This window comes from Bacteroides sp. AN502(2024) (genome assembly GCF_041227145.1).
Taxonomy (GTDB): Bacteria; Bacteroidota; Bacteroidia; order Bacteroidales; family Bacteroidaceae; genus Bacteroides.
The window spans coordinates 112,208-134,402 of sequence record NZ_JBGFSP010000012.1 but is presented as its reverse complement, the minus strand read 5'-3'; the positions used below and the strand labels follow the sequence as shown (position 1 = coordinate 134,402).

The 22,195-nt window shown below is 37.9% G+C and carries 21 protein-coding genes, 2 pseudogenes and 1 CRISPR repeat array; of the genes and pseudogenes, 4 read left to right on the top strand and 19 right to left on the bottom strand.

The features are described from left to right. The first annotated feature begins 144 nt into the window (after positions 1-144). The 3 genes from AB9N12_RS19225 (at position 145) to AB9N12_RS19215 (ending at position 2,021) form a co-directional block, all read left to right on the top strand. Positions 145-255, top strand: coding sequence for a HepT-like ribonuclease domain-containing protein (locus AB9N12_RS19225; RefSeq protein ID WP_369893771.1), 111 nt, complete (start codon positions 145-147; stop codon positions 253-255). Between the two features lie 324 nt (positions 256-579). After that, on the top strand, positions 580-1,152 hold the full coding sequence (locus tag AB9N12_RS19220; RefSeq protein ID WP_369893691.1) for a hypothetical protein: 573 nt from the start codon (positions 580-582) through the stop codon (positions 1,150-1,152). Continuing rightward, positions 1,149-2,021: a nucleotidyl transferase AbiEii/AbiGii toxin family protein gene (locus tag AB9N12_RS19215; RefSeq protein ID WP_369893690.1), complete on the top strand. Its 873-nt coding sequence runs from the start codon at positions 1,149-1,151 to the stop codon at positions 2,019-2,021. The genes AB9N12_RS19220 and AB9N12_RS19215 overlap by 4 nt, the downstream gene beginning before the upstream one ends. Positions 2,022-2,034: 13 nt before the next feature. Here the strand turns inward: AB9N12_RS19215 and AB9N12_RS19210 are convergent. The 18 genes and pseudogenes from AB9N12_RS19210 to AB9N12_RS19125 all read right to left on the bottom strand — a co-directional run. Further along, positions 2,035-2,256: pseudogene (locus AB9N12_RS19210) on the bottom strand (putative sulfate exporter family transporter); the annotation flags it as partial. A 192-nt stretch (positions 2,257-2,448) separates the two neighbouring features. Then, complete coding sequence (locus tag AB9N12_RS19205; RefSeq protein ID WP_369893689.1) at positions 2,449-2,664, bottom strand: hypothetical protein; 216 nt, start codon at positions 2,662-2,664, stop codon at positions 2,449-2,451. Positions 2,665-2,926: 262 nt separating this feature from the next. Then, positions 2,927-3,393: direct repeats of the CRISPR family, unit length 37 nt; unit sequence GTCTTAATCCTTATTATACTGGAAGATACTCAATATG. A 140-nt stretch (positions 3,394-3,533) separates the two neighbouring features. Continuing rightward, positions 3,534-4,016: a CRISPR-associated endonuclease Cas2 gene (gene cas2, locus AB9N12_RS19200; protein WP_369893688.1), complete on the bottom strand. Its 483-nt coding sequence runs from the start codon at positions 4,014-4,016 to the stop codon at positions 3,534-3,536. Positions 4,017-4,027: 11 nt separating this feature from the next. Then, entirely contained in the window at positions 4,028-5,044 is a 1,017-nt protein-coding gene (locus AB9N12_RS19195) for a CRISPR-associated primase-polymerase type B (protein ID WP_369893687.1), read from the bottom strand. A gap of 2 nt (positions 5,045-5,046) precedes the next feature. Continuing rightward, a complete protein-coding gene (gene cas1 / locus AB9N12_RS19190; protein WP_369893686.1) occupies positions 5,047-6,027 on the bottom strand; it encodes a CRISPR-associated endonuclease Cas1 in 981 nt (326 codons plus the stop codon). Positions 6,028-6,039: 12 nt separating this feature from the next. Next, the gene (locus tag AB9N12_RS19185) at positions 6,040-6,573 is read right to left on the bottom strand and encodes an ATP-binding domain-containing protein (RefSeq protein WP_369893685.1); all 534 of its coding nucleotides are present in this window, start codon (positions 6,571-6,573) and stop codon (positions 6,040-6,042) included. Continuing rightward, entirely contained in the window at positions 6,560-6,955 is a 396-nt protein-coding gene (locus AB9N12_RS19180) for a CRISPR-associated protein (protein WP_369893684.1), read from the bottom strand. The genes AB9N12_RS19185 and AB9N12_RS19180 overlap by 14 nt, the downstream gene beginning before the upstream one ends. Further along, complete coding sequence (gene csx2 / locus AB9N12_RS19175) at positions 6,939-8,240, bottom strand: TIGR02221 family CRISPR-associated protein (RefSeq protein WP_369893683.1); 1,302 nt, start codon at positions 8,238-8,240, stop codon at positions 6,939-6,941. Before csx2 ends, AB9N12_RS19180 begins: the two co-directional genes overlap by 17 nt. Positions 8,241-8,244: 4 nt before the next feature. Continuing rightward, positions 8,245-9,387 carry a Card1-like endonuclease domain-containing protein gene (locus AB9N12_RS19170; protein WP_369893682.1) on the bottom strand — a complete coding sequence of 381 codons (1,143 nt, stop codon included), beginning with the start codon at positions 9,385-9,387 and terminating at the stop codon, positions 8,245-8,247. 6 nt (positions 9,388-9,393) lie between these two features. Further along, on the bottom strand, positions 9,394-10,509 hold the full coding sequence (csm5, locus tag AB9N12_RS19165) for a type III-A CRISPR-associated RAMP protein Csm5 (RefSeq protein WP_369893681.1): 1,116 nt from the start codon (positions 10,507-10,509) through the stop codon (positions 9,394-9,396). Positions 10,510-10,513: 4 nt separating this feature from the next. Beyond that, positions 10,514-11,488, bottom strand: coding sequence for a type III-A CRISPR-associated RAMP protein Csm4 (gene csm4, locus AB9N12_RS19160; RefSeq protein ID WP_369893679.1), 975 nt, complete (start codon positions 11,486-11,488; stop codon positions 10,514-10,516). 9 nt (positions 11,489-11,497) lie between these two features. After that, positions 11,498-12,142: a type III-A CRISPR-associated RAMP protein Csm3 gene (csm3, locus tag AB9N12_RS19155; protein WP_369893677.1), complete on the bottom strand. Its 645-nt coding sequence runs from the start codon at positions 12,140-12,142 to the stop codon at positions 11,498-11,500. Between the two features lie 5 nt (positions 12,143-12,147). Then, a complete protein-coding gene (csm2, locus tag AB9N12_RS19150; protein ID WP_369893675.1) occupies positions 12,148-12,627 on the bottom strand; it encodes a type III-A CRISPR-associated protein Csm2 in 480 nt (159 codons plus the stop codon). Between the two features lie 5 nt (positions 12,628-12,632). Then, positions 12,633-15,170, bottom strand: a complete 2,538-nt coding sequence (cas10, locus tag AB9N12_RS19145; protein WP_369893674.1) for a type III-A CRISPR-associated protein Cas10/Csm1 — start codon at positions 15,168-15,170, stop codon at positions 12,633-12,635. 3 nt (positions 15,171-15,173) lie between these two features. Further along, on the bottom strand, positions 15,174-15,863 hold the full coding sequence (locus tag AB9N12_RS19140) for a CRISPR-associated endonuclease Cas6 (protein WP_369893673.1): 690 nt from the start codon (positions 15,861-15,863) through the stop codon (positions 15,174-15,176). Positions 15,864-16,161: 298 nt separating this feature from the next. Then, a pseudogene (locus tag AB9N12_RS19135) lies at positions 16,162-16,570 on the bottom strand (transposase); the annotation flags it as partial. Positions 16,571-17,184: 614 nt separating this feature from the next. Then, positions 17,185-18,081 (bottom strand): LysR substrate-binding domain-containing protein, encoded by an 897-nt coding sequence (locus tag AB9N12_RS19130; RefSeq protein ID WP_369893671.1) that lies wholly within the window; start codon positions 18,079-18,081, stop codon positions 17,185-17,187. A gap of 76 nt (positions 18,082-18,157) precedes the next feature. Beyond that, entirely contained in the window at positions 18,158-18,742 is a 585-nt protein-coding gene (locus AB9N12_RS19125; protein WP_369893670.1) for a DUF6621 family protein, read from the bottom strand. Positions 18,743-19,025: 283 nt separating this feature from the next. On the opposite strand from AB9N12_RS19125, the gene clpB reads away from it, so the two are divergent. Then, a complete protein-coding gene (gene clpB / locus AB9N12_RS19120; protein ID WP_369893669.1) occupies positions 19,026-21,614 on the top strand; it encodes an ATP-dependent chaperone ClpB in 2,589 nt (862 codons plus the stop codon). Between the two features lie 143 nt (positions 21,615-21,757). On the opposite strand, the gene AB9N12_RS19115 is transcribed toward clpB, so the two are convergent. Continuing rightward, complete coding sequence (locus AB9N12_RS19115) at positions 21,758-22,183, bottom strand: DUF5606 domain-containing protein (protein WP_369893668.1); 426 nt, start codon at positions 22,181-22,183, stop codon at positions 21,758-21,760. Positions 22,184-22,195 lie beyond the last annotated feature (12 nt).

Genomic DNA, 22,195 nt, shown 5'->3' with positions numbered 1-22,195 from the left:
GTAACTGAACGCTTTGGTTTTGATGGTCTAAGAATCTCGCAAATTCGAAAGTATAAAGAATCTGGATAAGATTACAAATAAAGAATTACTGGTACAACACCCAGAGATTCCATGGAAACATGTGATGGGAATACGTGATATAATATAGTTCATCATTATTTTGACGTAGATGCTGATGAAATCTATCGTATTTGTAAAGAGGATATCATACCTCTGCATCAGATGATAAAACGGATAATGAACGATTTACGATAGTAAGTAAGTTTGTTAATAAAAAACAGAATCGCAGTCTCAACAACTTTGTGGAGACACTGTTACTTGATGTCGCCTATAATGAGCCCAATGAAATCATGCTTGAGGCAATGGAAAAATATATGGGTATATGAAAAAGCTAAAAGCGTCTACCCAATATAAAAAAGACTATAAGCGATTTCGTAATAATCCAAAGAAGCTAGAGAAACTTTTTAAGATTCTTTAGTTTAATAGTCCCCAATCAAGGCTTAGCCAACATTTTCGTACATAAACACTACACTTATAAATATTTGTAGTAACTTTGTACGGAATTTATAAAGTACTAGTATGGGAAACAAAATGAGTCATAACGGATTTACTTCCGCAACGATGGCAAAGGAAGGCGGAAGAACTGCCTACTATAAGTTGCTTGACGAGACTCGCAACGGTGATATGGTGCGTGTTCGTCGTGGTGTATATGCCAATGCTGAACAGTTGGCAGACATTATGATAGATGTAGATATGGTAGTCCCCGGCGGTGTGCTCTGTCTGTTTTCCGCTTGGAATATCCATGGCTTGACCACCTCACTTCCACAGGCTTATCATATTGCTGTCAAGAGAGGCCGCAAGATAACCCTGCCTGAATATCCCAAAATTGAACTCTATCACCAAACCGAAAGACTTTTCGACATTGGTGTAGAAGAAATGGTGGTGAGCGGTTACCATATACATACATATAATAAAGAACGCTGTGTATGCGATGCCGTCAAGTTCCGCAATAAGGTCGGAATGGATGTTTGTGCAGAGGTCGTGAACAGTTATTTGGCTCTACCGAGCCGCAACTTGTCAAAGCTGATGGAATACGCAGACAAACTGAGAGTAAGGCAAATTCTTGAACAATATATCGCAATAAAACTATGAGTGAGATAAAAAACTATGGAAAGTCAGTGCGCGCACGCTTGTTGAATGTAGCCAAGCATGAAGAAATCTTCTTCCAGACCATCCTGACCCGATATTTTCAGGAGCGTCTGCTGTATCGTATTTCCCAAACCCAATACAAAGATAACTTCTATCTAAAAGGCGGTGTATTGATGTATGCCTATGAGCGTTTCGCAGCCCGTCCCACCTTGGATATAGATTTTCTTGGCAATAGAATCAGTAACGATGGGCAGCGTATTATCGATACATTCAAGGAAATATATGCTGCGGAATGCCTGGTTGACGGGGTGGCTTTTGCTACCGATAAGATAACTGCCAAAGAAATAACAGAGTTTAAGGATTACCACGGCATCCGACTCAGCATACCTGTAACCATGGATACTATAACGCAGGTGATGACTATGGATATCGGTTTCGGGGATGTCGTTACTCCCGAACCTGTCAATCTTGACTATCCGCTTCTACTTGAAGATTTGCCGGAAGCAAATATCTTGGCATACTCCATTGAGACTGTTATCGCCGAGAAGATGCACGCCATTATAGATCTGGCAGACCAAAGCAGTCGAATGAAGGATTACTATGACCTTTACCATCTTCTCACAGGTTTTACTTTTGATGAGACTATCCTGCAAGAAGCCATTGTGCGTACTTTCCAAAACAGACACACACCTTATACGGCTGATACGGTGTTCTTCGGTCAAGATTTTCCCAATCATCCGGAAATGCAAATTCGTTGGTCGGCTTTCTTGAAGAAATCTACTATTAAAAACGAGATTTCGTTCGCAGAAGTGACAAGGAGGCTGCAAGAAAAACTTGCACCGTATTGGGAAGCATATAGCAAGACAGAATAGACTCATTCCAAAACAGATATTTCGATGTTTTCTTATTAAACTTTGGATGTGCTTGTTCGCAGGTTAATGCAAAAATAAGTCCGAGGGACAAAGCAACCGGAGGAGTAACCCAAACCGACCATGCTTCCAATCCCGGAATATAGTCTAAAAACAGGAAGAAAGTCAGAGTGGAAAGCAGTACGACATAAATCATTTTATTATTTGCCTGCAAAGTTTTTGTAACTGTTGAAATCATATCTTTTTATCTTTAATTGTTTTCCGGGTACAAAAGTACGGTAAACAATCAAGATAATCACATTGAGAACTGTTTTAGATTGAACCCCGTTTTTTACCGCTTGAGAATCGAATATCTTGAAATAATCATCGGCTATCGGTAGCTTGAAAAACATCCGACTCTCATCGGCATAAAAAAGAGACTACACCTTTTTTAACATAGCCCATTATATTTGTGACGATAGCGTAGAATCGGTACCATGCATAGCACTGCAATCGGTACCACATTCAGCGCTATCGTCAGTGTACTTGAACTAATGCTTACTTTTATCAGGACATCTATCAGAACGCTCTCACTACCGAGACCGAAATGAGAGCACACTCCATTGGGGAAGGCAAGCGTCACACCGGGAACCTCCACCGGTTCCATCGACGTCAGTTCAATTGACGATTACCAAGACTCGTGAAAAGATATCGGGACTATTGGCAACTTCTCCCTCTCCGCCTTAATCTTCTTGCTCCAATAGTTATAGACTACTCCCAATCCTTTGAGGAACGACTTAAATGTCATCCCGCTTATGGCGAACTTACGTTGAAGTTCTTCAAATTCCAACTTTGTCACAATTTTAGAGTCAGCACAAAATCACCACCTGCCCACAATCCCTAAAAGGGGTGTTTAAGTTAATGCTTACGTCTTAATCCTTATTATACTGGAAGATACTCAATATGAAAATTTAAAAAATTATGAGCGAAGTAAAATCTGTCTTAATCCTTATTATACTGGAAGATACTCAATATGATTAGCTTTCAAACTCTCGAAATTCTTGATAAAAAGGTCTTAATCCTTATTATACTGGAAGATACTCAATATGGCAAAGAAAACAGTTCAATCCAGCGCAGTAGAAGAAGTCTTAATCCTTATTATACTGGAAGATACTCAATATGTCCCTTTTGGACTCAATTTGCAAAGCAAAAGAGTCGTCTTAATCCTTATTATACTGGAAGATACTCAATATGTTCAAAAAAAATCAAAGTACATAGTTTACTAAAAGTCTTAATCCTTATTATACTGGAAGATACTCAATATGAATATTTTAAATTTGAAAAAAGTAATAATGCAAGGTCTTAATCCTTATTATACTGGAAGATACTCAATATGAGCTAATTCTATATTATACTATATTTCAACCCATTACATCAATAATTACACCTATACACGTATACTTTTTTATAAAACGAGTTATTTAAATAGAGGGTGCAAAATTAATCAAAATTTCAAAGAACGAAAACATAAAAAGTCTAAAAAAACAGAGTATTTTTAGACTTTGTTATTATGTCAACATCAATTGTTTTTCCTATTACTTTCATTGATCGCAAAAGTTCTGTAGAAACAGGAACAATCATTATACTATCATGATTATCATAACAAGACTGAACTTCCGCTAAGGAAGAACGAATCTCTTCATAATTCCGTGTATCCAAATCTGCCAAGAAAATAGAGCGCTGGATTCGATGGCACCCTTTTTTTAACAAATACTTCACTATTTGGTAACGCACTTTGTCACTTTCAATATCATACATTACAAAAAACAACATATTCAATGGATTTCTATTAGTAACACTCAATATACCTAATATTTGTTTTATCCGTTCATCTAATTCTTCTATCGAAGATAAATCAATTGATTGCTGACCAATCATTTTTGCATTTTCAAATCCGGCATGTTTTAACTTTGCCATCTTCTCTAAAAAAGTCATCTCTTTCCTTCGATTTTTACTCATACCCCAGTACATTATATTGTAGATAAATAATTCACTATCAACTCAGATATCAAATAATTCAAATCTTCAGATGTTCCACAACGTGGAGATTGCACCACACTAAAGCCATGCTTACCATAAAATAAATTAATTTCAGCCATGCGTAATCCCACTTTACACCTTATTTTCTTAGCATACTGAATATTGATTATTTCATAAACCACCACTCCAGTCTTCTCAATGTATATTTTTAGGTCATTCATTATCTCCTCTAAATATTCAGGCACATAAGGTCTTTTCTTCAAACTATTTTTGGAAACCTTAGGATTTAGCAATCCCTTTATTTTATCCATAACCTCCTTTTCTGGATCTTTTATTTTCTCTTCCAATACTGTAGTTACCTTCTTTTCTTTCATTTCACACTCCAATTCATGTTTCAAGTCAAACATTGAAACGACATCCGAAACTGGTAAATAAGTATTTAGATCTACAGGTACCGCATCTTCCCTATAAAAGGCATCAAAATCAACACTGATAAAACATGCTCGGCACACATCACAAGTACGCTCATCCAGCACTTGCTCCAAATGATACATTATCGCAAAATCACGCAGAAACGATTTATAAAACAGCTTATAAATCCCCGCATCATAACAACGCTCTTTCAACTTAAACAACACCTTCAATCCATCTTCTCCAGGAGAAATGAAAGACAATACTACACGCTCATCACTCTCTATTTGCTTACGCATCGTTTGAATATCAAAACCCTTCTCTGAAAAATGATCAATATCTATAATAAAATACTCTGTATAAGCAAAATTTTCCGTTTTACGATAAGACGGATTGAACATTCCACATACAACATAAGGTAACTGTTTCTTTAATAAAGAATACTGTTCCTTATCCAAATCACGTATAATACGCAGTTGACGAATATGAGCCTCAACATCCGGTTTAGGATTTCTAAGGCTATAATAAAGATATTCTATGGTAACCTTTTTTAAAGTTTCCGAAGGAGATACTATATTAGAACCTGCTGATAACATAACTATTCATATTTCTTAAACATTTGAGCTAAATCCTGAGCATATAGTTGTATTTGAGTTAACCGAGAACGAGAAACTCCCTTTACTGTCACAACCTCGTCCAAATAATCATTCAGGGATTGAATCAATACTCTCCGTCCTAATCCTTCAAGCCAATAAGAACCATCCTCACGAATAGAGTAATATTCATCCGTCACTACTCGCTGAACAATCAGGCTATAAACAACATAATCAACCCAAATTCTATAAATTTCTATTACATCGTATACCAAGACTGGACGATTGTAATCATCACGATGAAGAATACCTATATACGGATCAATTCCTGCCTTTATTAAGGCTCCTTCTATTTTTCCATACAACATACCATAACCATAATTTAAAAATGCATTTACAACATCCATTGCCGGATGTTGAGAACGACATTTAAAATGATATTCGTCAGGTATATAATCATTCAGTGTTTCAAAATAAATCTTTGAAGCCACCCCCTCCCAACCTCTTAACTGAGAAGAGACATCCGAAACTATCTCTCCACTGATAGAAGTTATTTTAGTCCGATAATCCTCCAAACGGGACAAACTTTTTTCACGTTTACGATTGGCTACCGAATCCTCCGTACGCATCATCAATAATAATGCTTGTTGATTTTCTATCTTCCTACATATAATATCCTTTATCCATGATAAAGAATCTTTTGAAAATGTAAAATTCAGTTGTCCCTTACGAATCGTAGAGATAGAACCATATTTAGGACTCCAAATACGACCAATGGGCTTACCCGCTTTATCCACAAACAAGATTTCTATTTCATGTTCAATAGCCAGCAGTACCGCATCACTTGTTATCTGCGCACCACGACTTATTTGTATCGTTCGTATCCCATCAGCTGGTATACGTTGTCTTCCCTCTTTATGAGTGATTACAAATCCTTCATTATCACGATTTAAAGATACACCGAAAGTATTTAAAATAAGTTCCATTTTTCTTTTTATTTACATGACCCAAAAATCATCTACTACATACAACTCCTTTTTTGCACGCGTCATAGCCGTATAAACCCATTGATAAACATAAGGCTTATCTACCACTGGGACAGAACGAGGGATATCAAGAAAAACAGTCTCCCATTCACCTCCCTGCACCTTATGACATGTTAAAGCATATCCAAACACACTCCGCAATGCGTTCAAATAAGGGTCTTTCATCATCACTGCTTTAAATTCTTTATCCTTCTGTCTCAAATTACGCTTCTTCATTCGAAGATAGAAATCAACAAACAATTCTTTCTGTTGAACTTGAGTAGCATTACTCAATATTTTTGCCGCCCTACCTGTAGAAGCCAATAGCGAAAATTTCAAGTTTCGCCGAGTCAATTCCCCTATCAGAACTTTCATCATAGAAGTTTTCCCAGTACCAGCATAACCTTTCAAAATAAAGACCTTGGCCTCTTTATCTCTCACAAAATCTAATAGTTTCTCAAAAGCAAGTCGCTGTCCTTCTGTCAATGTGAATTTAGATTTCTGCATATTTCCTGAAACGCATAAAATTAAACATCACCTGCTTTACATGATTATCGTCCACATATTCAACATCACGTTCAGCACATGAAGCTATGCAGTTTATATTATTCATAAGCAACTTCCTTACCATCGAATAACAAAAGGTGAACTCTCCCATAACGTGAACTGTAACCGGATGTTTCTCATTCATCTTCAATATCTTATTCAAATACTGTTCAGACACCCTCTCAATATCTTCTTCATTCCAAAAAGGATCAACGTTTGGGAAGGGAAGATCAATGCATTCGCCATACATTTTCGCTGCTTCACGCTGCCTTTCTCCCCAACATGAATAAGGATGATTAGAGAGATTAATCAATAAAGATGAATCATTACTTACACATTTCATACGCTTTATCTATCCTTTTTCCCAATTCCTTTACCAAAGTATCGAACTTTACAGGATTACTCCGCATACCAGCATGATTATAATCATTCCGTAAATTAGTAGTAACCATGAAAGTAGAGGCTAATTTCGCTACTAACTCTTGCTGTAACAAAGCTTTTATCCGCTCTTTTTTCTCTTCTGTATCCACCTTCCACAATTCCTCGCCAATATTGTTTATAGATATTTTTAATGCATATTTAGCTAATTCGCGTTCTGTTTCTTCTTTACAATCCAAATGTTGCAATTCGCATACATGAGAAATAATATTCTCATGCAAAATGGTCAACGCCTGCTGATACATCTGATGCTCAAAGCACCATTTTGCAGCCAAATACCCATTCTTCACGTCTGAGGAAGGGACAAACCCTGAAAACGAGTCTTTCATTTTTTTCAAGATAGGATTCATCGGCTGAATAATGACATCTCCCAATTGTTGCGAATATTCCAAAAATCTCATAATATTATCCCCTTCCAATATATGAATACCTCTGCACCCTTTCATGTCTTGAATCACTTTTTGAAGAGAATCGACATAATTCTTCAAGATATTAAGGTCCGGGTTATTTTTTCGTATTTCCGCATCCTTTAATAATGGATGTAGAGATTTCTTACACAACTCACTTAATCGGTCGACATCTCCGTTCCGTATAAAATTTGCCGCAGCAAAAGTCCAGTCTTGCAAGGTAGATAAAGGTAACAAATCCACAATTGGAGCTTCATTCTTCTCAATATCTCGCGATTCATAATTACCATAAGAAATATGAAGAACTTCTATGTTCTTTAAGAATTTTGCATAGTTCTCCAGCACCAATACCAACATAGGCAAATACCGAAAACTATGTGTTAAATCCACATACAGTTCGTCATTCTCGCGCAGTGTATCAAAAAGTATATTAAAAATCTCCCACATTTCTGTTTCTGTCCTACCGTCCGGGATATGAAGTTCCTGAATGTGACAAGGCAAATGCATATTTTTCAATACAGTCTGCAGACCATAATATATTTCTTCTTCACCGGTCTTCACATTCTTTCGAGAAACAATACTTGCATTCCAATTATTCTTTTTCGCTCCATCCGTCAATAGAAATATGACTACATCCGTCTCTTTCCAATATGTAGCATTCAGATACTCAAGCGTAGCTTGCTGTACAAAACGGGTATCAGAAGAAACAAAATCATCTTTCCGATAGTTACAGGACGTGTAAAATCCTGTACCTAAAACTGAAACAAAGACCTTTCTATTCATATATTTATTTTTTATTTATTTCAAATAATTCAAGTTCTAACTTAATATACAACTGCTCTGCCACCGACAAATTAGCAAATGAATTTTCCAAACTGAAAGATAGTATACCACTATCTTCACACTTCTCTCTTGCAGTATTTTTCATTACAGCTTCTGTTACAAACAGAGCTTTACAAGCCATTCCCCCATAATTTTTTACGGCAGTACGAAATTTGTCTATATCCGTGATAAAAGAAATCTGGGTCTTGCATTCTACAAATAACAAACGGTTTCCTGTGTTTACTATAACATCTATTTCATTTTTCGGATTTCTTTCTGCATTATATGGGAACTTCACATTCAACCGTATTTCTTTGGCATACTTCCATCCAGAAAGTATCCTCGCAACTTCATATTCAAACCATCCTGCATGAAAGAAAAGAGAGAACACATGTGGAGACTCCAAGGTTTCCTCTTTTACAATACCCTTTTTATTTAATAGCCGAATTATTATTCTTTGAGCAGGCTTATCCCATAAAAGAGCTCCATCCGCTGACATCCAACAGCCTTCTTTCTTATTTTCTATTTCATTCCATTTTTCTATGCCCGGCATTGAAAAACCTTTAAATCCATCATAAGAATGCCTGCGTAAGTCTTTTATTTTTTTCAGACAACAAGTATCTTTCTCCGTGTATTCGGACAATAAAGTATAAGATTTAGCCAAAGTTCCATTCAGTCGAAAAACGATATCCGTATCCAAAGGAACATCCGAAAGGCGTTTTCCAGCAGTTTTCAGGTCACAGATATAATTGTTCTGATCTATATATAGAAGGCGCACATGAGGATACTCCCTGAAATACTCATAAAAAGCAACAGACCATAGTTTTGTTCCACCGGAAATATTCACTGAATATAGATTCTCAAACGACAAATTTGCAAAATGCTTTTTCAATTGACTGAATATCCGAGATATATCTACCGGGTCAAACTCTATCAACTGCACAGGAAGTTTTATCTCCTGCTTTTCTATCTCACACCTTACGCGTATCGCCTCATCAAGCGTTGTAACCGAATGTATCAAGATTACCTCATCCGGATGTTGATCAATAATGCCCAAATAAACGGGATAAGACTGTGCCCCAAGTAATGCTATATGTATGTGATTCATTATCTATTACAACATTGATAGTTTTACAAATCCCATTAAATCACCATCAAAATCCATACGCCTGGATTTAGGAAAAGGATAATCGTTATACCTATTCCTATTTCCAGGACGAGCTGCATTCATCACAAAAGATTCAAAGAAAGGAAGCTGTTCACTCCATGCACCGGTAATAAATCTCCATCCTGAAGCATGACCGACACGCAACACACAACTTTGATTATCCCCTTCGCATTTATTTACTTCGTCCAGCATTTCTTTTATTTTTTCCACATAATCTTCCATTCCTATTTTATCTCGTCCTTCTCTTTCCCAAAAATCAATTTCCTGTGTTAGCAAGGTACTCGTATGTTTATTGATTAAATGAAACAAAGCTGGAACTGTTCTCATTTCATCTGGCATTTTTCCAATCTTATCCGATATATTACTCGCTTTTAAATAATAGTCCATATTAATTTTTAACGAGAATATTGCTTCCTCGTCTACTCCGATAGCTTCTACCAATTGCGGTTTACTATCGTTCTTCTTAGGTCTTAATGATTTATTCTGAGTAATGTTCAGCCCCATTATTAAACGCAAGACGATTTCACTACCCTTATCGAAATAAGCGTCGCCTACCTGTAAGAAACGAAAAACGTCCTCTTTCGGATCTTTACCAAATAATTTTCCTTCTACATCGGAAGCTAAGTGCTTGAGATTTGGTTTGTCTAATAATGAAGGAATTATTTCCTGACTTAATGTCGCCACTAAAGCTGTACGGATTGCCCCCTTTATTGAACTGCCTGGAATATAGGGAACTCCCAAACCATCGTGTATACACTCTTTCAGAGTGTCAGTTGGCACAATACTGGAATACGAAATAGAACAACGTAATATATAATCGGAAACACTACTATGAGGAGAATAACGTTTTACCAGCTCTTGAGTGTCTTCATTCCTCTCAATGCTTAATACCCAATCATTCAAATGCACGACTCCTATCAGTTCTAATATCTTGCGTTCATCAATTATATTCAAGTACGAATCGGTATTCTTCCTTGTCACGACAAAATCGGTATTATACTGTAAGAAGTTACCCGAACCAATATGCACCGGTGTTAAAGTACTGATTTTTATTTTACTCATTCTTTTATAGATTTACAGGTATGCAAAAAGGACGCCCACTACGATATACAGGATGCATCTTTTCATCATTCCATTCCGGTTGTAAATTCACTACCTTTCCACACAAATTTTGACTTGCGGGAAAAACAGACCCTACATCAAACATATAAACAGACTTTTTCCACAAATGACGAAAAGATTCATGTCCACTTCCCGCCATATAGCCTCCACGCAAAAGAAGATTATATCGGGAAGTTGCGAGAGCCAAGCCATCTAATTCTTCCTTAGTCGGCAGATAAAGAGACAGAAGTTGAAGAGAACGAGCATCCGCTACATCTGGAAAGCGCAAACATCCCGTCTCTACCACAAACTTTCCACCACCAATATTCTTATCCGTACCAATGCCCACCTCTCCAAGCGACTCAAATAAGGACCTTAATTCAGAGAATAATTCACCGACAGTGTCAGTAAGACAATAGAGTCCCGATTCGGAATTAAAGAAACGCCAATCAAAAAAGAATGGTTCGGCTTCCATATCGTCTCCTCTCGGCACTTGAACACGTTGGACGACATGATTGGCGTAAGGTAGTTTAAAATCCTTACTGCAAGAGAGAAAAGAATGATGTATTTGCTCACTGTCTACCTCTACCTCTTTTCCTTCAGCCAATGAAGCCCATAGAGGATACTCTAGGTATTTTATCCTCTTCAAGTTTTTCCGATATTCATATTCCGCCTTTCCACGTACCTTAATTTTCAAATTACCGATGGCTTTCGGCAAATAAAAAATCTCACCCACATACGGAAATGCAGAGCTTAATGAAAATGAAGACAAGAATTCCAAAACTCCTTCTGAATGTCCACGTTGCACCCTAATTGCTGCCAATGCGGAAGTTAAGGTATCACTATGCAAATTTGACGATGAAAAATCAAAAAACTCTTTTCCTACTCCTAAATGAAGGGGAGTCAAGAATTTTATTTTTATGATATTATATGTAGCCATATTTGCCGTTTAATAAAATCGTTCTTCTCCTTCTTCCTTATCCAGATAAATTTCAACCTGCCCGTAGCCCCTAGATCCATGCCCACCTAAATAATCATCTTCCAACAAATGAATAGCCTCTTTCAAGGTTTGCTTCAATCTGTTTTCATCTTCTCCTTCAAAAACATTCAGCACCATCTCTAAGTTGAATTTGGCACCAGCCGGCACACGTTCAAATGTTCTAGGATTTGCTTTTGCCGTCACTCTATCTATACAAACTTCTGTTTTACTCTCCGTATAAGGCAAATCTGTATTCTTAAAATCAATATCCGGATCATCCTTCCACAACTCCGCATCACGTACAATCAGACGTGACGGACGACTTTTATCATTATCACCAGCCACTCCAAACAAAGCACCGGCTTTATCTTCTATTCGATTAGTAGGTTTTCCATTGTTCGTTTCGCCATTGGCTATCTCCACCAATGCCCGCATTTTCCCTTTTAATGAACTTCCCGGGATATAAGGAATATTGTTTATAGGGTTACGTACCACAAACCTATCCGGACCACCGATATTTAATCCGGCATTAGTTCCACCAATATGCAAACCGGTTTTCAATACTATTTTACCGGTATAAATAACTTTCTTTATCAATTTTACATTCATAATCATATTCATTAATCTTTACCACCATAAGCTTTATGATAAGCCAATATTGCTTCAATCAAATTACAAAAATTCAGATACTGCGTTTCATTCGTCACATCATCAAAACTCTTATCAAAAATAGATTTAAAGAGTTGCAACCCTTTCACATCTTTTTGCTCTCGTCCCAAAGCATAAGCTACTTTAGGTTTCAACAGAAAAAAAGACGCCTTGTCTTTCTCAAACGTTTTCATCTGAATTCGCTTTATTTCTCCATAAATACTCCGTATCTTTGAATTCGTTAGATTGTTTTCAGCCATATATTTACCGGCTTTTTCCGCAAATTCCACTAACGCCTTATCAGCCTTTTCCGTAATCCAGTTACTTTGATAACTCAACTGATTCAGAAAGAAAGATTTCGCATCTGCAATGTCTCTGTCCCTTGATAAGACATAACTTTGATTGTTTTGGGAGCGATACGATCTGCCACCCATTTTTTCATCATAACTCATTTACATTATTTTTTATTTGTTCTACATTCCAATTCTGCCCATCTTGTCGCAAAAGTCCACAATTCTAAAGGATGATAACAAGTTTCAATATGTTCACCATTCAATGTCGCTTTATTACCACAAATCTCCTTGATACAATTCTCAATCATTTCTTTACAAGACATCATATCCAAAGTTTTCTTCATCCTGATTAAATCATAAGTCAACATCCAATAAATTTTCAAATTCTGAATGCAATGATTGCTAATCTGGGCATTCATGGCATAACTCTGTACTTTGGAGATGAACGACTTAGGTAAATATCCTTGATCAATAAAAGTCACAATGGCGTCTTTCAATTGTTCCACCTGTGGAAATTCCTTATTCCAATTCAATGGAGTATTCATGAAAGATAAAGAATTCTTCAATTCATATTGAGCACCACCAGACACACCACAAAAGTGCTCCTTCGCATTTTTCTCTTCTTTATCACTTTGTTCCGCTCCTTTTATAATAGGATACTTTCGAGGAACAATTGCAATTCCACCTGATAATGAAAATGACGGATTATGACAAGTAAATTCTTTAAAATCTAAATATATTCGCTTAGCCAATTTTATTATTACGCTCCACTCTCCTACAATAAAGACATCATCACCACCACTATATACGATAAATGACGTATCTGGAGCTAGCTCTTGCTGTATTCTATTTAAATAACCGGAAAAGAAATAATCAAAAGAACGACTCAATGCCGCATAACGGGATAAGGTTGCTCGTTCTGGAGCAATGCCATTTTGAAAAATACTGCCTAGATTATCCACATCCATCCGTAAGACTCCCAAACGGGAGAATGAGTCATTTTCACACATTTCTTCAAATGTTTTCTTCGGATAAATATTCCCTCCATAAAACTCCAAAGAGTATATATTATTCAATCCTTCCACATTACGCAGGAAATCACAATCCAGCCGTTTACCATTCAAAGAAACAATTGTCACTTTATCTGCCGAAGCGCGCAATTGCTCTTTCATCTTATCTAAATCAGAAAAGTTGAGCAAATAATAATAAATACCCAAATTTGCCGGAGCTACAAAGATCTTATCCCGCCAATAAGTTATTTCTCCCTCTGACACAACCAGTACCTCTGCTCCCCGTAGCATTTTTCCGAGCAGAATTTGTCTCACAGTCAGTTCCTTCAAAACCGCATTTTCACGAAAGTCTTCTTCTATTTCTTTATGATGAAAAGGCGCTTCCTTTTCTCCAAACAATTCACCAGTAACTACATCACGCATAGTTTCATGTGGCATATACGGCTCAAAAAATAAATCATAACGGGTTGTAATCAACAAAGAATATTTATTCTGCTTCTTATTATTTCTTTTTTCGAAAAGAGATGTCCACGTTTTTACCAAGTTCTCACCATTGCGGTGCATCAAAGCATCTTCCGAAACCTCTACCGAATCTATCGCGATATAAAGAGTGGTTCCATGAGCTTCAAACATACTCTTATCAATGTAGGAGATAGCACTTTCTAACCGCCTCCTCACTTCCATTGTATTAGGAGCCAAGAGATAGAAACTACCACCTGAATTGTAAATGATATTCGCCTGAAACAAGTTTAACTCTTTCAACAAATATCGCACAATGCAGTCTGAAAGAATACGCAAATAAAAAGAACGTCCCTTCAGATTCTTACTAGCATATTTAGATATTACCTGATAAATATAATTTTGTATACCACTAAAGTCTGCACCAATCATCAGAAAAGGCTTTTCTCCTTTTTCTTCTGCTTGCTGATAATCATAGAGACAAACTGCTATAGCGGCAGTAGTCTTCAGATGATCATATAATGAGACATCTGGAAAATGGATCGTACTTGCGGGAATCGCAGTTGTATATTTAAAAAGCAGATTCAAAAAAGTTTCTGCAAAAGCATGACACGTATTAGCCTGAATCAATTTAAACTCATTATTAAAAGACTTCCAAAGTGTACTATAGTCTGGCAAATCTTCTTTGGCAAAAACTTTCGGGAAATAGCCCTTATCCAGACTAATAGCTTTCAACGGTAAATGATATATTATTTCAGCCTGATAATCTTTCACATTCTGTAGAATGGAAGTCATTCGCTTCTTTTTAAAAGAGTCCCAGCCACTTTCATCTTGATCATCTTTATAAGCTTCATCACTATCACGATCCATACCGGAAGAAAGATTATCCGCCTTTTTAATAATCTTTCCCAATTCGGTTTGCTGTTCAAATGACAAATGATGTCCCGCGGACAAATTGATTAGATTGTCCTTATCGGTCAAATTATCCAATTTGTTTGTAGCCAATCTTTGAAAAACAGGCTGATAATCCTCCAAAAATTGTGCTGTCCACAAACAATGTTTATGGGTATTAACGCCCTTATTATTAGAAGGAAGTATAATACTCTCCAATCCACGCACTATCGGCTTCAAGAATTTGCTGGTAGTTATATTACCAGAATCTGCTCTTTGATAAAATTTACCTATATCATGCAATAAAGCCGCCAAATAAACATGTTCTCTTATTGTACTCATCTATTATCTTTTTTTTTCATTCTGAACGTGTGTTACTACCCCATATCCAATACTTGCATTTTTCCCTATTCCAAGATAATCGGGTAATGAAAAATTAGTTTTAAACTCTATATCAAACGCTATAAGTTTTACCCCCTTATTTACTACTTGATAAGGATCGCTTATTGATACTAATTTACATATTATTTTTGAAGTAATATGAAATCCTATTCCTTTAAAAAAAGACAGCAAGTTAGATACTAAAATTTTCTCTAAAAAGGATATTCTCTCCACTAGTTCATCCATTTCCTTATACTTTTTATAATTCTCCGAATTCAGAGGAAGCCATCGTTTTAATCTATACTTTAGCAAAGACTGCCACGGCTGAATCTTAAATTTCTTTGAGTGAACCGACTCTATCTCCATATCTATTCGCCGCTCGCCCAAACACAGTGAAAAAGAGCCTTTGGATAGAAACTGTCCGATAGCATCTGTACCTTCTCGCAAGCAGAAAATCGCAGCCTTCTTGTGTATTCTCTTATATTGTATCAAAGGATAAGAATAGCGAAAAGACTCCCCTATATGGTTATGAAAAAGTACATCCGCTTTCCCATCTAATGCATTAAGAATAGCTCCTCGCAACAAATGTATTTCCGAATAAGATATCTCATTCTTAAACTGTAGGTTCAATATTGATATGTCTAAGTTCTCCATAGTCTTTTGTTTCAAAATAAATGCGTAACAGGTCTTTCGCAAAGATAAAAAATCTTATATATAATACAATACATTCACACAATATTTCATAAAAAAATTATTGCCATCAAACACGGCTCTTTTCATTTAAAAAGTGTTTGTTCTCTCAAAAATGGTCTTATTTTATAGGCCAGGCATCTAAGAGGATCGGTTGAGACAGAATTACGAAAATCTGTTGGTGAAATCCGTATTTTGATTATAAAAACAAAGTTGCATTTATAGTTTAACGTGAGTTCGAAATAACTCAAAACAAATTCAGTTACCTGTCCTTGATGAAATCCAATTCAATGGCAGGCTTCTTCTCAAAGAAGCAATACGCTGCGATAGCAGAAATTGCATTTGCGATAAAGTTGTTGAAAAACCGATGCCTAGAGTGCTCTATTTGTGCAATATTCTTCAATTCGCCGTTTACCGTTTCAATCAAGGCTCGCTTTCTCAGCAGAATCTTGTCTGCGATACTCATCAATGAGTTTTTCATCTTATTCTTTACTTTTGTGACCAATCTGTATGCCGTTAAGGAACAAGTTCTCAAACAATGCCTGTCCGATATATCCCTTGTCATTGATTATTAGGTGAAGTTTAAAACCAAAGAACCAACCCATGGAGTATTTTCTCCTCTCAACAAGTTTCTCGAAAGTTTTGTAAATGCAAAACATCTGCCATCTGCAACAAAATCGATATAATAGATTAATTATCAATCAGTTATAACGTTGCAGATACCTGTTGCAGATAGTTGCAGATAATGGTATCTGCAACACTTTGTGTGGCGATGAAAAGCTGTCTTTCAAGAGCAAGGTAACTTGTAAGAACAAGGCAACCAAGCCAAACAGCTACGCATAAATCTCCGTTTCCATAGGTGAAAACTTTCGTTTCCTTACTTTGAAACTCCAGTTTCCTTACTTTGAAACTCCAGTTTCCTTACTTTGAAACTCCAGTTTCCTTACTTTGAAACTCCAGTTTCCTGCTTGGAAACGAGAGTTCCCACGCAGGAAACTATGAATCGGAAGTAGGATACTGACGGAATGACCGGTACGATTCGTTTACGGTGTTGCAGATAACGGGCTATCTGCAACCATCTGCAACAGTATCTGCAACGATATAACTAACTGTTTATTAACACATTATATCGATTTTGTTGCAGATGGCAGATGTTTTGCATTTTAAAAATCTAGGAAGCTTCAAGCATTAATTCCTAATTTTAGACAATGTCCTATAGGACTAAACGGTAATCCAGTCAACTAAAAACAGGACGGTACGGAGACGGATAACAGTATGAGAAATCCTACAGGCTCTTGCTATGATGTCCGGCAAAGCGCATAAATACCTGCGACAATCCTCCCTCCTGCCCTTGCAGCTGTACAAAGTTAAATTCACGCAGCATCGGCATTCCTTTTATATCGATGACACGGAGATTGCCGGCTACAAGCTCTTTATGCACCGAACGGATAGAAACAATCCCCATACAGTCCGTATGTTCCAAAAAAAGTTTGATACTTTCTGTACTACCCAGATACATCAATACATATAAAGAAGAAAGTTTGAGATTGTGTGGCAACAAAGCACGCTCAAACACATCCAATGTGCCGGAACCTCTCTCCCGCAAAACCAACGGAATATTGGGCAAATCTTCCGGAGTAATCTCATCCGAGACAGCTAACTTACTCTGTGTATGCACCACGGCAACCAGTTCGTCTTGCAAAAATGGAGTGTACTTCAGATTAGGCAGGCGGAAAATCCCTTCAACCAGTCCCAAATCAATCCGATGCTCTTGCAGGGCAACTTCCACTCCCCGGGAATTTCCATTCATCAAAGAAAGATTGATTTGCGGAAACTTGGCTATAAAGTTTGCCAACAGAGGAGGTAGCACATATTGAGCAATCGTAGTGCTGGCTCCTAGTTTCAGTTCGCCGATATATTCATTATGCAACAGATGCATCTCATATTCCAATTGTTTATAATCGTCCAGAATTTTCTCGCTATGTTTCAGCAGCAACTCTCCGGCCTTAGTCAGTGAGATTTTACTCCCTTGGCGGTCGAACAAACGAGCTTGATAGTAAGTCTCCAGTTCCTGAATATGCTTGGTGATAGCAGGTTGGCTGACAAACACTTCTTGCGACGCCTTCGTAAAACTCAGATTTTTCGCTACGCTCTGAAATACTTTTAAACGAAAATCGGACACGGCAGTTAGCATTAACAGTTAAGAAATCAATGACGGACAATGAATGGCGGCAGAAAGAATAGAAGCACAACAATTATTACAATTCTTCCGCTTTTATCCCCAACGCCTGCATAACAGGAAAAGCCAGCATATCCCATTTATAATCCACCGGAAGATCCGGCTCATTCATACGAAATTGAATGATCTCTTTCCCTTTCACTTCATGCAAAGCATCAGTCACCTTCTTTCCATACTCCTCGTTGAAAGAAACAACAATCATTCTTTTCACGTCCGTCGAATCGGAAATGATAGAGAGTAAATCCAAAAACAAATCCTCTCTTGACACCATTCCTTCCGACGGGACACTGGCAAAAGAATATTCACCGTAAGGGCTCTGAAACGCAACTCCATTCAATTCTTCCTGCAAATCGGAAGGTTGACAATATGGCAATCGGCCGGATTCTTTATCATACACAAAAAGAAATTGCACCTCGTTCTTCCCCGCCGTAATCCCTGCATCCAAAGTCATATAAGTGGTCAACATCGAAAGGTCTATCTCTTGTAAAGGACGATGCAAAGTCACTTCAAAATACCTTTTTATATCCGTTATTACCAAATTCAAAAAAGCAGCGTCAATCAACACCACTGTTTCAGCCAGTTTAATTTGAGACTTATCATTCATATACCATCTATATTATTACAGTGGATAAAGATACTACAATACTTTTATTTATCCGCTTCTAATGCTCATTTTCTTTCATCACAGGTCAAGATTACACAAACAAGCGTATCATGTAACCAATGGTATGTGATAGCAAATTCGTCAGTTAATTCCAGATAAAAAGGTCATTTTGTCTTTTAACTCCTTAATAATCATGCTATTTTGTCACATTTTTGCACTTGGCAAATATTTTGCGTCCTCTGAAGTGTTATTAAAAACTGAAATAAGAAAGGAGAACAAAGATATGAACTTTAACAATTTTACCATCAAATCTCAAGAAGCGGTACAGGAGGCCGTGAACCTGGTACAAAGTCGGGGACAACAAGCCATTGAACCTGTCCACCTCATGCAGGGAGTAATAAAGATAGGTGAAAATGTCACTAACTTCATCTTCCAGAAACTGGGCATGAACGGACAGCAGGTAGCTCTTGTTGTCGACAAACAGATCGACTCCCTACCCAAAGTATCCGGCGGAGAGCCGTATTTGAGTCGCGAGTCCAACGATGTATTGCAGAAAGCAACGCAGTATTCTAAAGAAATGGGCGATGAGTTTGTTTCATTAGAGCATATCATACTGGCATTGCTGACTGTAAAAAGTACTGTCTCCACCATCTTGAAAGATGCCGGCATGACGGAAAAAGAATTACGCAATGCTATCAGCGAATTGAGAAAAGGAGAAAAAGTAACGTCACCATCCAGTGAGGATACTTATCAATCACTGGAAAAGTATGCTATCAACCTGAACGAAGCTGCCCGTAGCGGCAAACTGGATCCTGTAATCGGACGTGATGAAGAAATCCGTCGGGTACTCCAGATATTGAGCCGCCGTACAAAGAACAATCCGATTCTGATTGGTGAACCGGGAACCGGTAAGACAGCAATCGTAGAAGGCTTGGCGCATCGTATCCTTCGCGGAGATGTACCTGAAAACCTGAAAAACAAACAGGTCTATTCACTGGATATGGGGGCACTGGTGGCCGGTGCAAAGTATAAAGGGGAGTTTGAAGAACGGCTGAAATCAGTGGTCAATGAAGTGAAGAAATCGGAAGGTGACATTATTCTGTTCATTGATGAGATTCATACACTGGTAGGAGCCGGAAAGGGGGAAGGTGCCATGGATGCCGCAAACATTCTAAAACCTGCCTTAGCTCGTGGAGAATTACGCTCCATCGGAGCAACCACTCTCGATGAGTATCAAAAGTACTTCGAAAAGGATAAGGCTTTGGAGCGTCGTTTCCAAATCGTACAAGTGGATGAACCGGATAACTTGAGTACCATTTCTATCCTTCGTGGACTGAAAGAGCGTTACGAGAATCATCACCATGTACGTATCAAAGATGACGCCATCATTGCAGCCGTCGAATTGAGCAGCCGTTATATCACCGACCGTTTCCTGCCGGATAAAGCCATTGACCTGATGGATGAAGCCGCAGCCAAACTGCGTATGGAGGTAGATTCCGTTCCTGAAGAACTGGATGAAATCTCCCGCAAAATCAAACAGTTGGAAATCGAGAGGGAAGCTATCAAACGTGAAAACGATCAACCGAAACTGGAAATCATCGGGAAGGAGCTTGCCGAACTTAAAGAACAGGAGAAGTCTTTTAAGGCCAAATGGCAGAGTGAAAAAACGCTGATGGATAGAATCCAGCAGAATAAGGTTGAAATAGAGAATCTTAAATTTGAAGCAGAAAAAGCTGAACGCGAAGGCGACTACGGCAAAGTAGCCGAAATCCGTTACGGTAAACTTCAGGCTTTGGATAAAGAAATAGAAGAGACTCAAAGGCAACTACGTGATATGCAGGGCGATAAGGCCATGATTAAAGAAGAGGTAGACGCTGAGGATATTGCTGATGTCGTTTCCCGCTGGACTGGTATCCCTGTCAGCAAGATGCTGCAAAGTGAGAAAGATAAACTATTGCACTTGGAAGAGGAACTTCATCGACGTGTAATCGGCCAAGATGAAGCGATTGAAGCTGTGGCAGATGCTGTGCGTCGCAGTCGTGCCGGATTACAGGATCCGAAACGTCCGATCGGCTCGTTCATTTTCCTTGGAACCACCGGTGTGGGTAAGACCGAACTGGCGAAGGCATTGGCAGAATTCCTGTTCGATGACGAAACGATGATGACTCGTATCGACATGAGTGAGTATCAGGAAAAGCATAGTGTTTCCCGATTAGTCGGAGCGCCTCCGGGATACGTAGGATACGATGAAGGCGGTCAGCTGACAGAAGCTATACGCCGGAAACCTTATTCTGTGGTCTTGTTTGACGAGATAGAAAAAGCTCATCCGGATGTCTTCAATATCTTGTTGCAGGTATTGGATGACGGACGACTGACAGACAATAAAGGAAGAGTAGTCAACTTCAAGAATACCATCATCATCATGACTTCGAATATGGGTAGCTCTTATATACAGAGTCAGATGGAAAAGTTGCACGGTTCCAATAAGGAGGAAGTGATCGAAGAAACGAAGCGGGAAGTCATGAATATGTTGAAAAAGACGATTCGTCCGGAATTCCTGAACCGTATCGATGAAACGATTATGTTCTTACCTTTGAACGAAAAGGAAATCAAGCAGATTGTACTCTTGCAAATCAAGGGGGTACAAAGATTGCTTGCCGAAAACGGAGTGAAACTGGAACTGACTGAAGAAGCATTAAACTTCTTATCTCAAGTGGGATATGATCCTGAATTTGGAGCTCGTCCGGTAAAGAGAGCGATCCAACGTTATCTGCTGAACGATCTATCCAAAAAGTTGTTATCCCAAGAAGTCGACCGGAGCAAAGCTATTATTGTTAATGCCGACGGAGACGGACTGGTATTCAGAAATTGAGAGGTTCTATTCAAAAAAGAGACTGTCTAACAGGTATCAGTAATTAGAAGTCACCCCTGCCAAAGCATATTCTGGCAGGGGTGAAATTGTTAAAATAGGACTTGTTAGACAGCCTCTTTTTTCAATTCAATAAATGAGACAGATTATTCAGCCACTTCTTCCTTAACCTCTTCTTTCGGTTTGAATTCTGTAATTCCATTAGAAATCAATATGTTATACCAAGTTACCAGTTTCTTGATATCAGCTATATATACGCGTTCACGGTCGAAATCAGGTAATACTTCAGCCAAATATTCACGTAATTGTTCAGAAGTAGCCTTTTTCGGATCGATAGAAGCCTGTGCTGATTTTTCTTTCTCTTTGATGGCTTCCAGCACATCATGCAAAGGAACTTCAGCATCGTTCGTGTACATGGCTATATCTCCCAAAGAAATAATTTTTTCATTACCGTAAGCGGGGAAACGTTTCTTCTCTGTATTGACTGATTCAACAATCAACATATTTTTTCCTTGCGAAATAAGTTTGTATAGTCCCGGTTTACCCGAGATAGACAAAATAGTCTTCAACATAGTATATATCCT

Excerpts from the sequence above, each read along its gene's own strand:
- AB9N12_RS19220 (WP_369893691.1), top strand. The coding sequence starts at position 580 with ATGGGAAACAAAATGAGTCATAACGGATTTACTTCCGCAACGATGGCA.
- AB9N12_RS19215 (WP_369893690.1), top strand. The coding sequence starts at position 1,149 with ATGAGTGAGATAAAAAACTATGGAAAGTCAGTGCGCGCACGCTTGTTG.
- AB9N12_RS19205 (WP_369893689.1), bottom strand. The coding sequence starts at position 2,664 with ATGGAACCGGTGGAGGTTCCCGGTGTGACGCTTGCCTTCCCCAATGGA.
- cas2 (WP_369893688.1), bottom strand. The coding sequence starts at position 4,016 with ATGAGTAAAAATCGAAGGAAAGAGATGACTTTTTTAGAGAAGATGGCA.
- AB9N12_RS19195 (WP_369893687.1), bottom strand. The coding sequence starts at position 5,044 with ATGTTATCAGCAGGTTCTAATATAGTATCTCCTTCGGAAACTTTAAAA.
- cas1 (WP_369893686.1), bottom strand. The coding sequence starts at position 6,027 with ATGGAACTTATTTTAAATACTTTCGGTGTATCTTTAAATCGTGATAAT.
- AB9N12_RS19185 (WP_369893685.1), bottom strand. The coding sequence starts at position 6,573 with ATGCAGAAATCTAAATTCACATTGACAGAAGGACAGCGACTTGCTTTT.
- AB9N12_RS19180 (WP_369893684.1), bottom strand. The coding sequence starts at position 6,955 with ATGAAATGTGTAAGTAATGATTCATCTTTATTGATTAATCTCTCTAAT.
- csx2 (WP_369893683.1), bottom strand. The coding sequence starts at position 8,240 with ATGAATAGAAAGGTCTTTGTTTCAGTTTTAGGTACAGGATTTTACACG.
- AB9N12_RS19170 (WP_369893682.1), bottom strand. The coding sequence starts at position 9,387 with ATGAATCACATACATATAGCATTACTTGGGGCACAGTCTTATCCCGTT.
- csm5 (WP_369893681.1), bottom strand. The coding sequence starts at position 10,509 with ATGAGTAAAATAAAAATCAGTACTTTAACACCGGTGCATATTGGTTCG.
- csm4 (WP_369893679.1), bottom strand. The coding sequence starts at position 11,488 with ATGGCTACATATAATATCATAAAAATAAAATTCTTGACTCCCCTTCAT.
- csm3 (WP_369893677.1), bottom strand. The coding sequence starts at position 12,142 with ATGATTATGAATGTAAAATTGATAAAGAAAGTTATTTATACCGGTAAA.
- csm2 (WP_369893675.1), bottom strand. The coding sequence starts at position 12,627 with ATGAGTTATGATGAAAAAATGGGTGGCAGATCGTATCGCTCCCAAAAC.
- cas10 (WP_369893674.1), bottom strand. The coding sequence starts at position 15,170 with ATGAGTACAATAAGAGAACATGTTTATTTGGCGGCTTTATTGCATGAT.
- AB9N12_RS19140 (WP_369893673.1), bottom strand. The coding sequence starts at position 15,863 with ATGGAGAACTTAGACATATCAATATTGAACCTACAGTTTAAGAATGAG.
- AB9N12_RS19125 (WP_369893670.1), bottom strand. The coding sequence starts at position 18,742 with ATGAATGATAAGTCTCAAATTAAACTGGCTGAAACAGTGGTGTTGATT.
- clpB (WP_369893669.1), top strand. The coding sequence starts at position 19,026 with ATGAACTTTAACAATTTTACCATCAAATCTCAAGAAGCGGTACAGGAG.
- AB9N12_RS19115 (WP_369893668.1), bottom strand. The coding sequence starts at position 22,183 with ATGTTGAAGACTATTTTGTCTATCTCGGGTAAACCGGGACTATACAAA.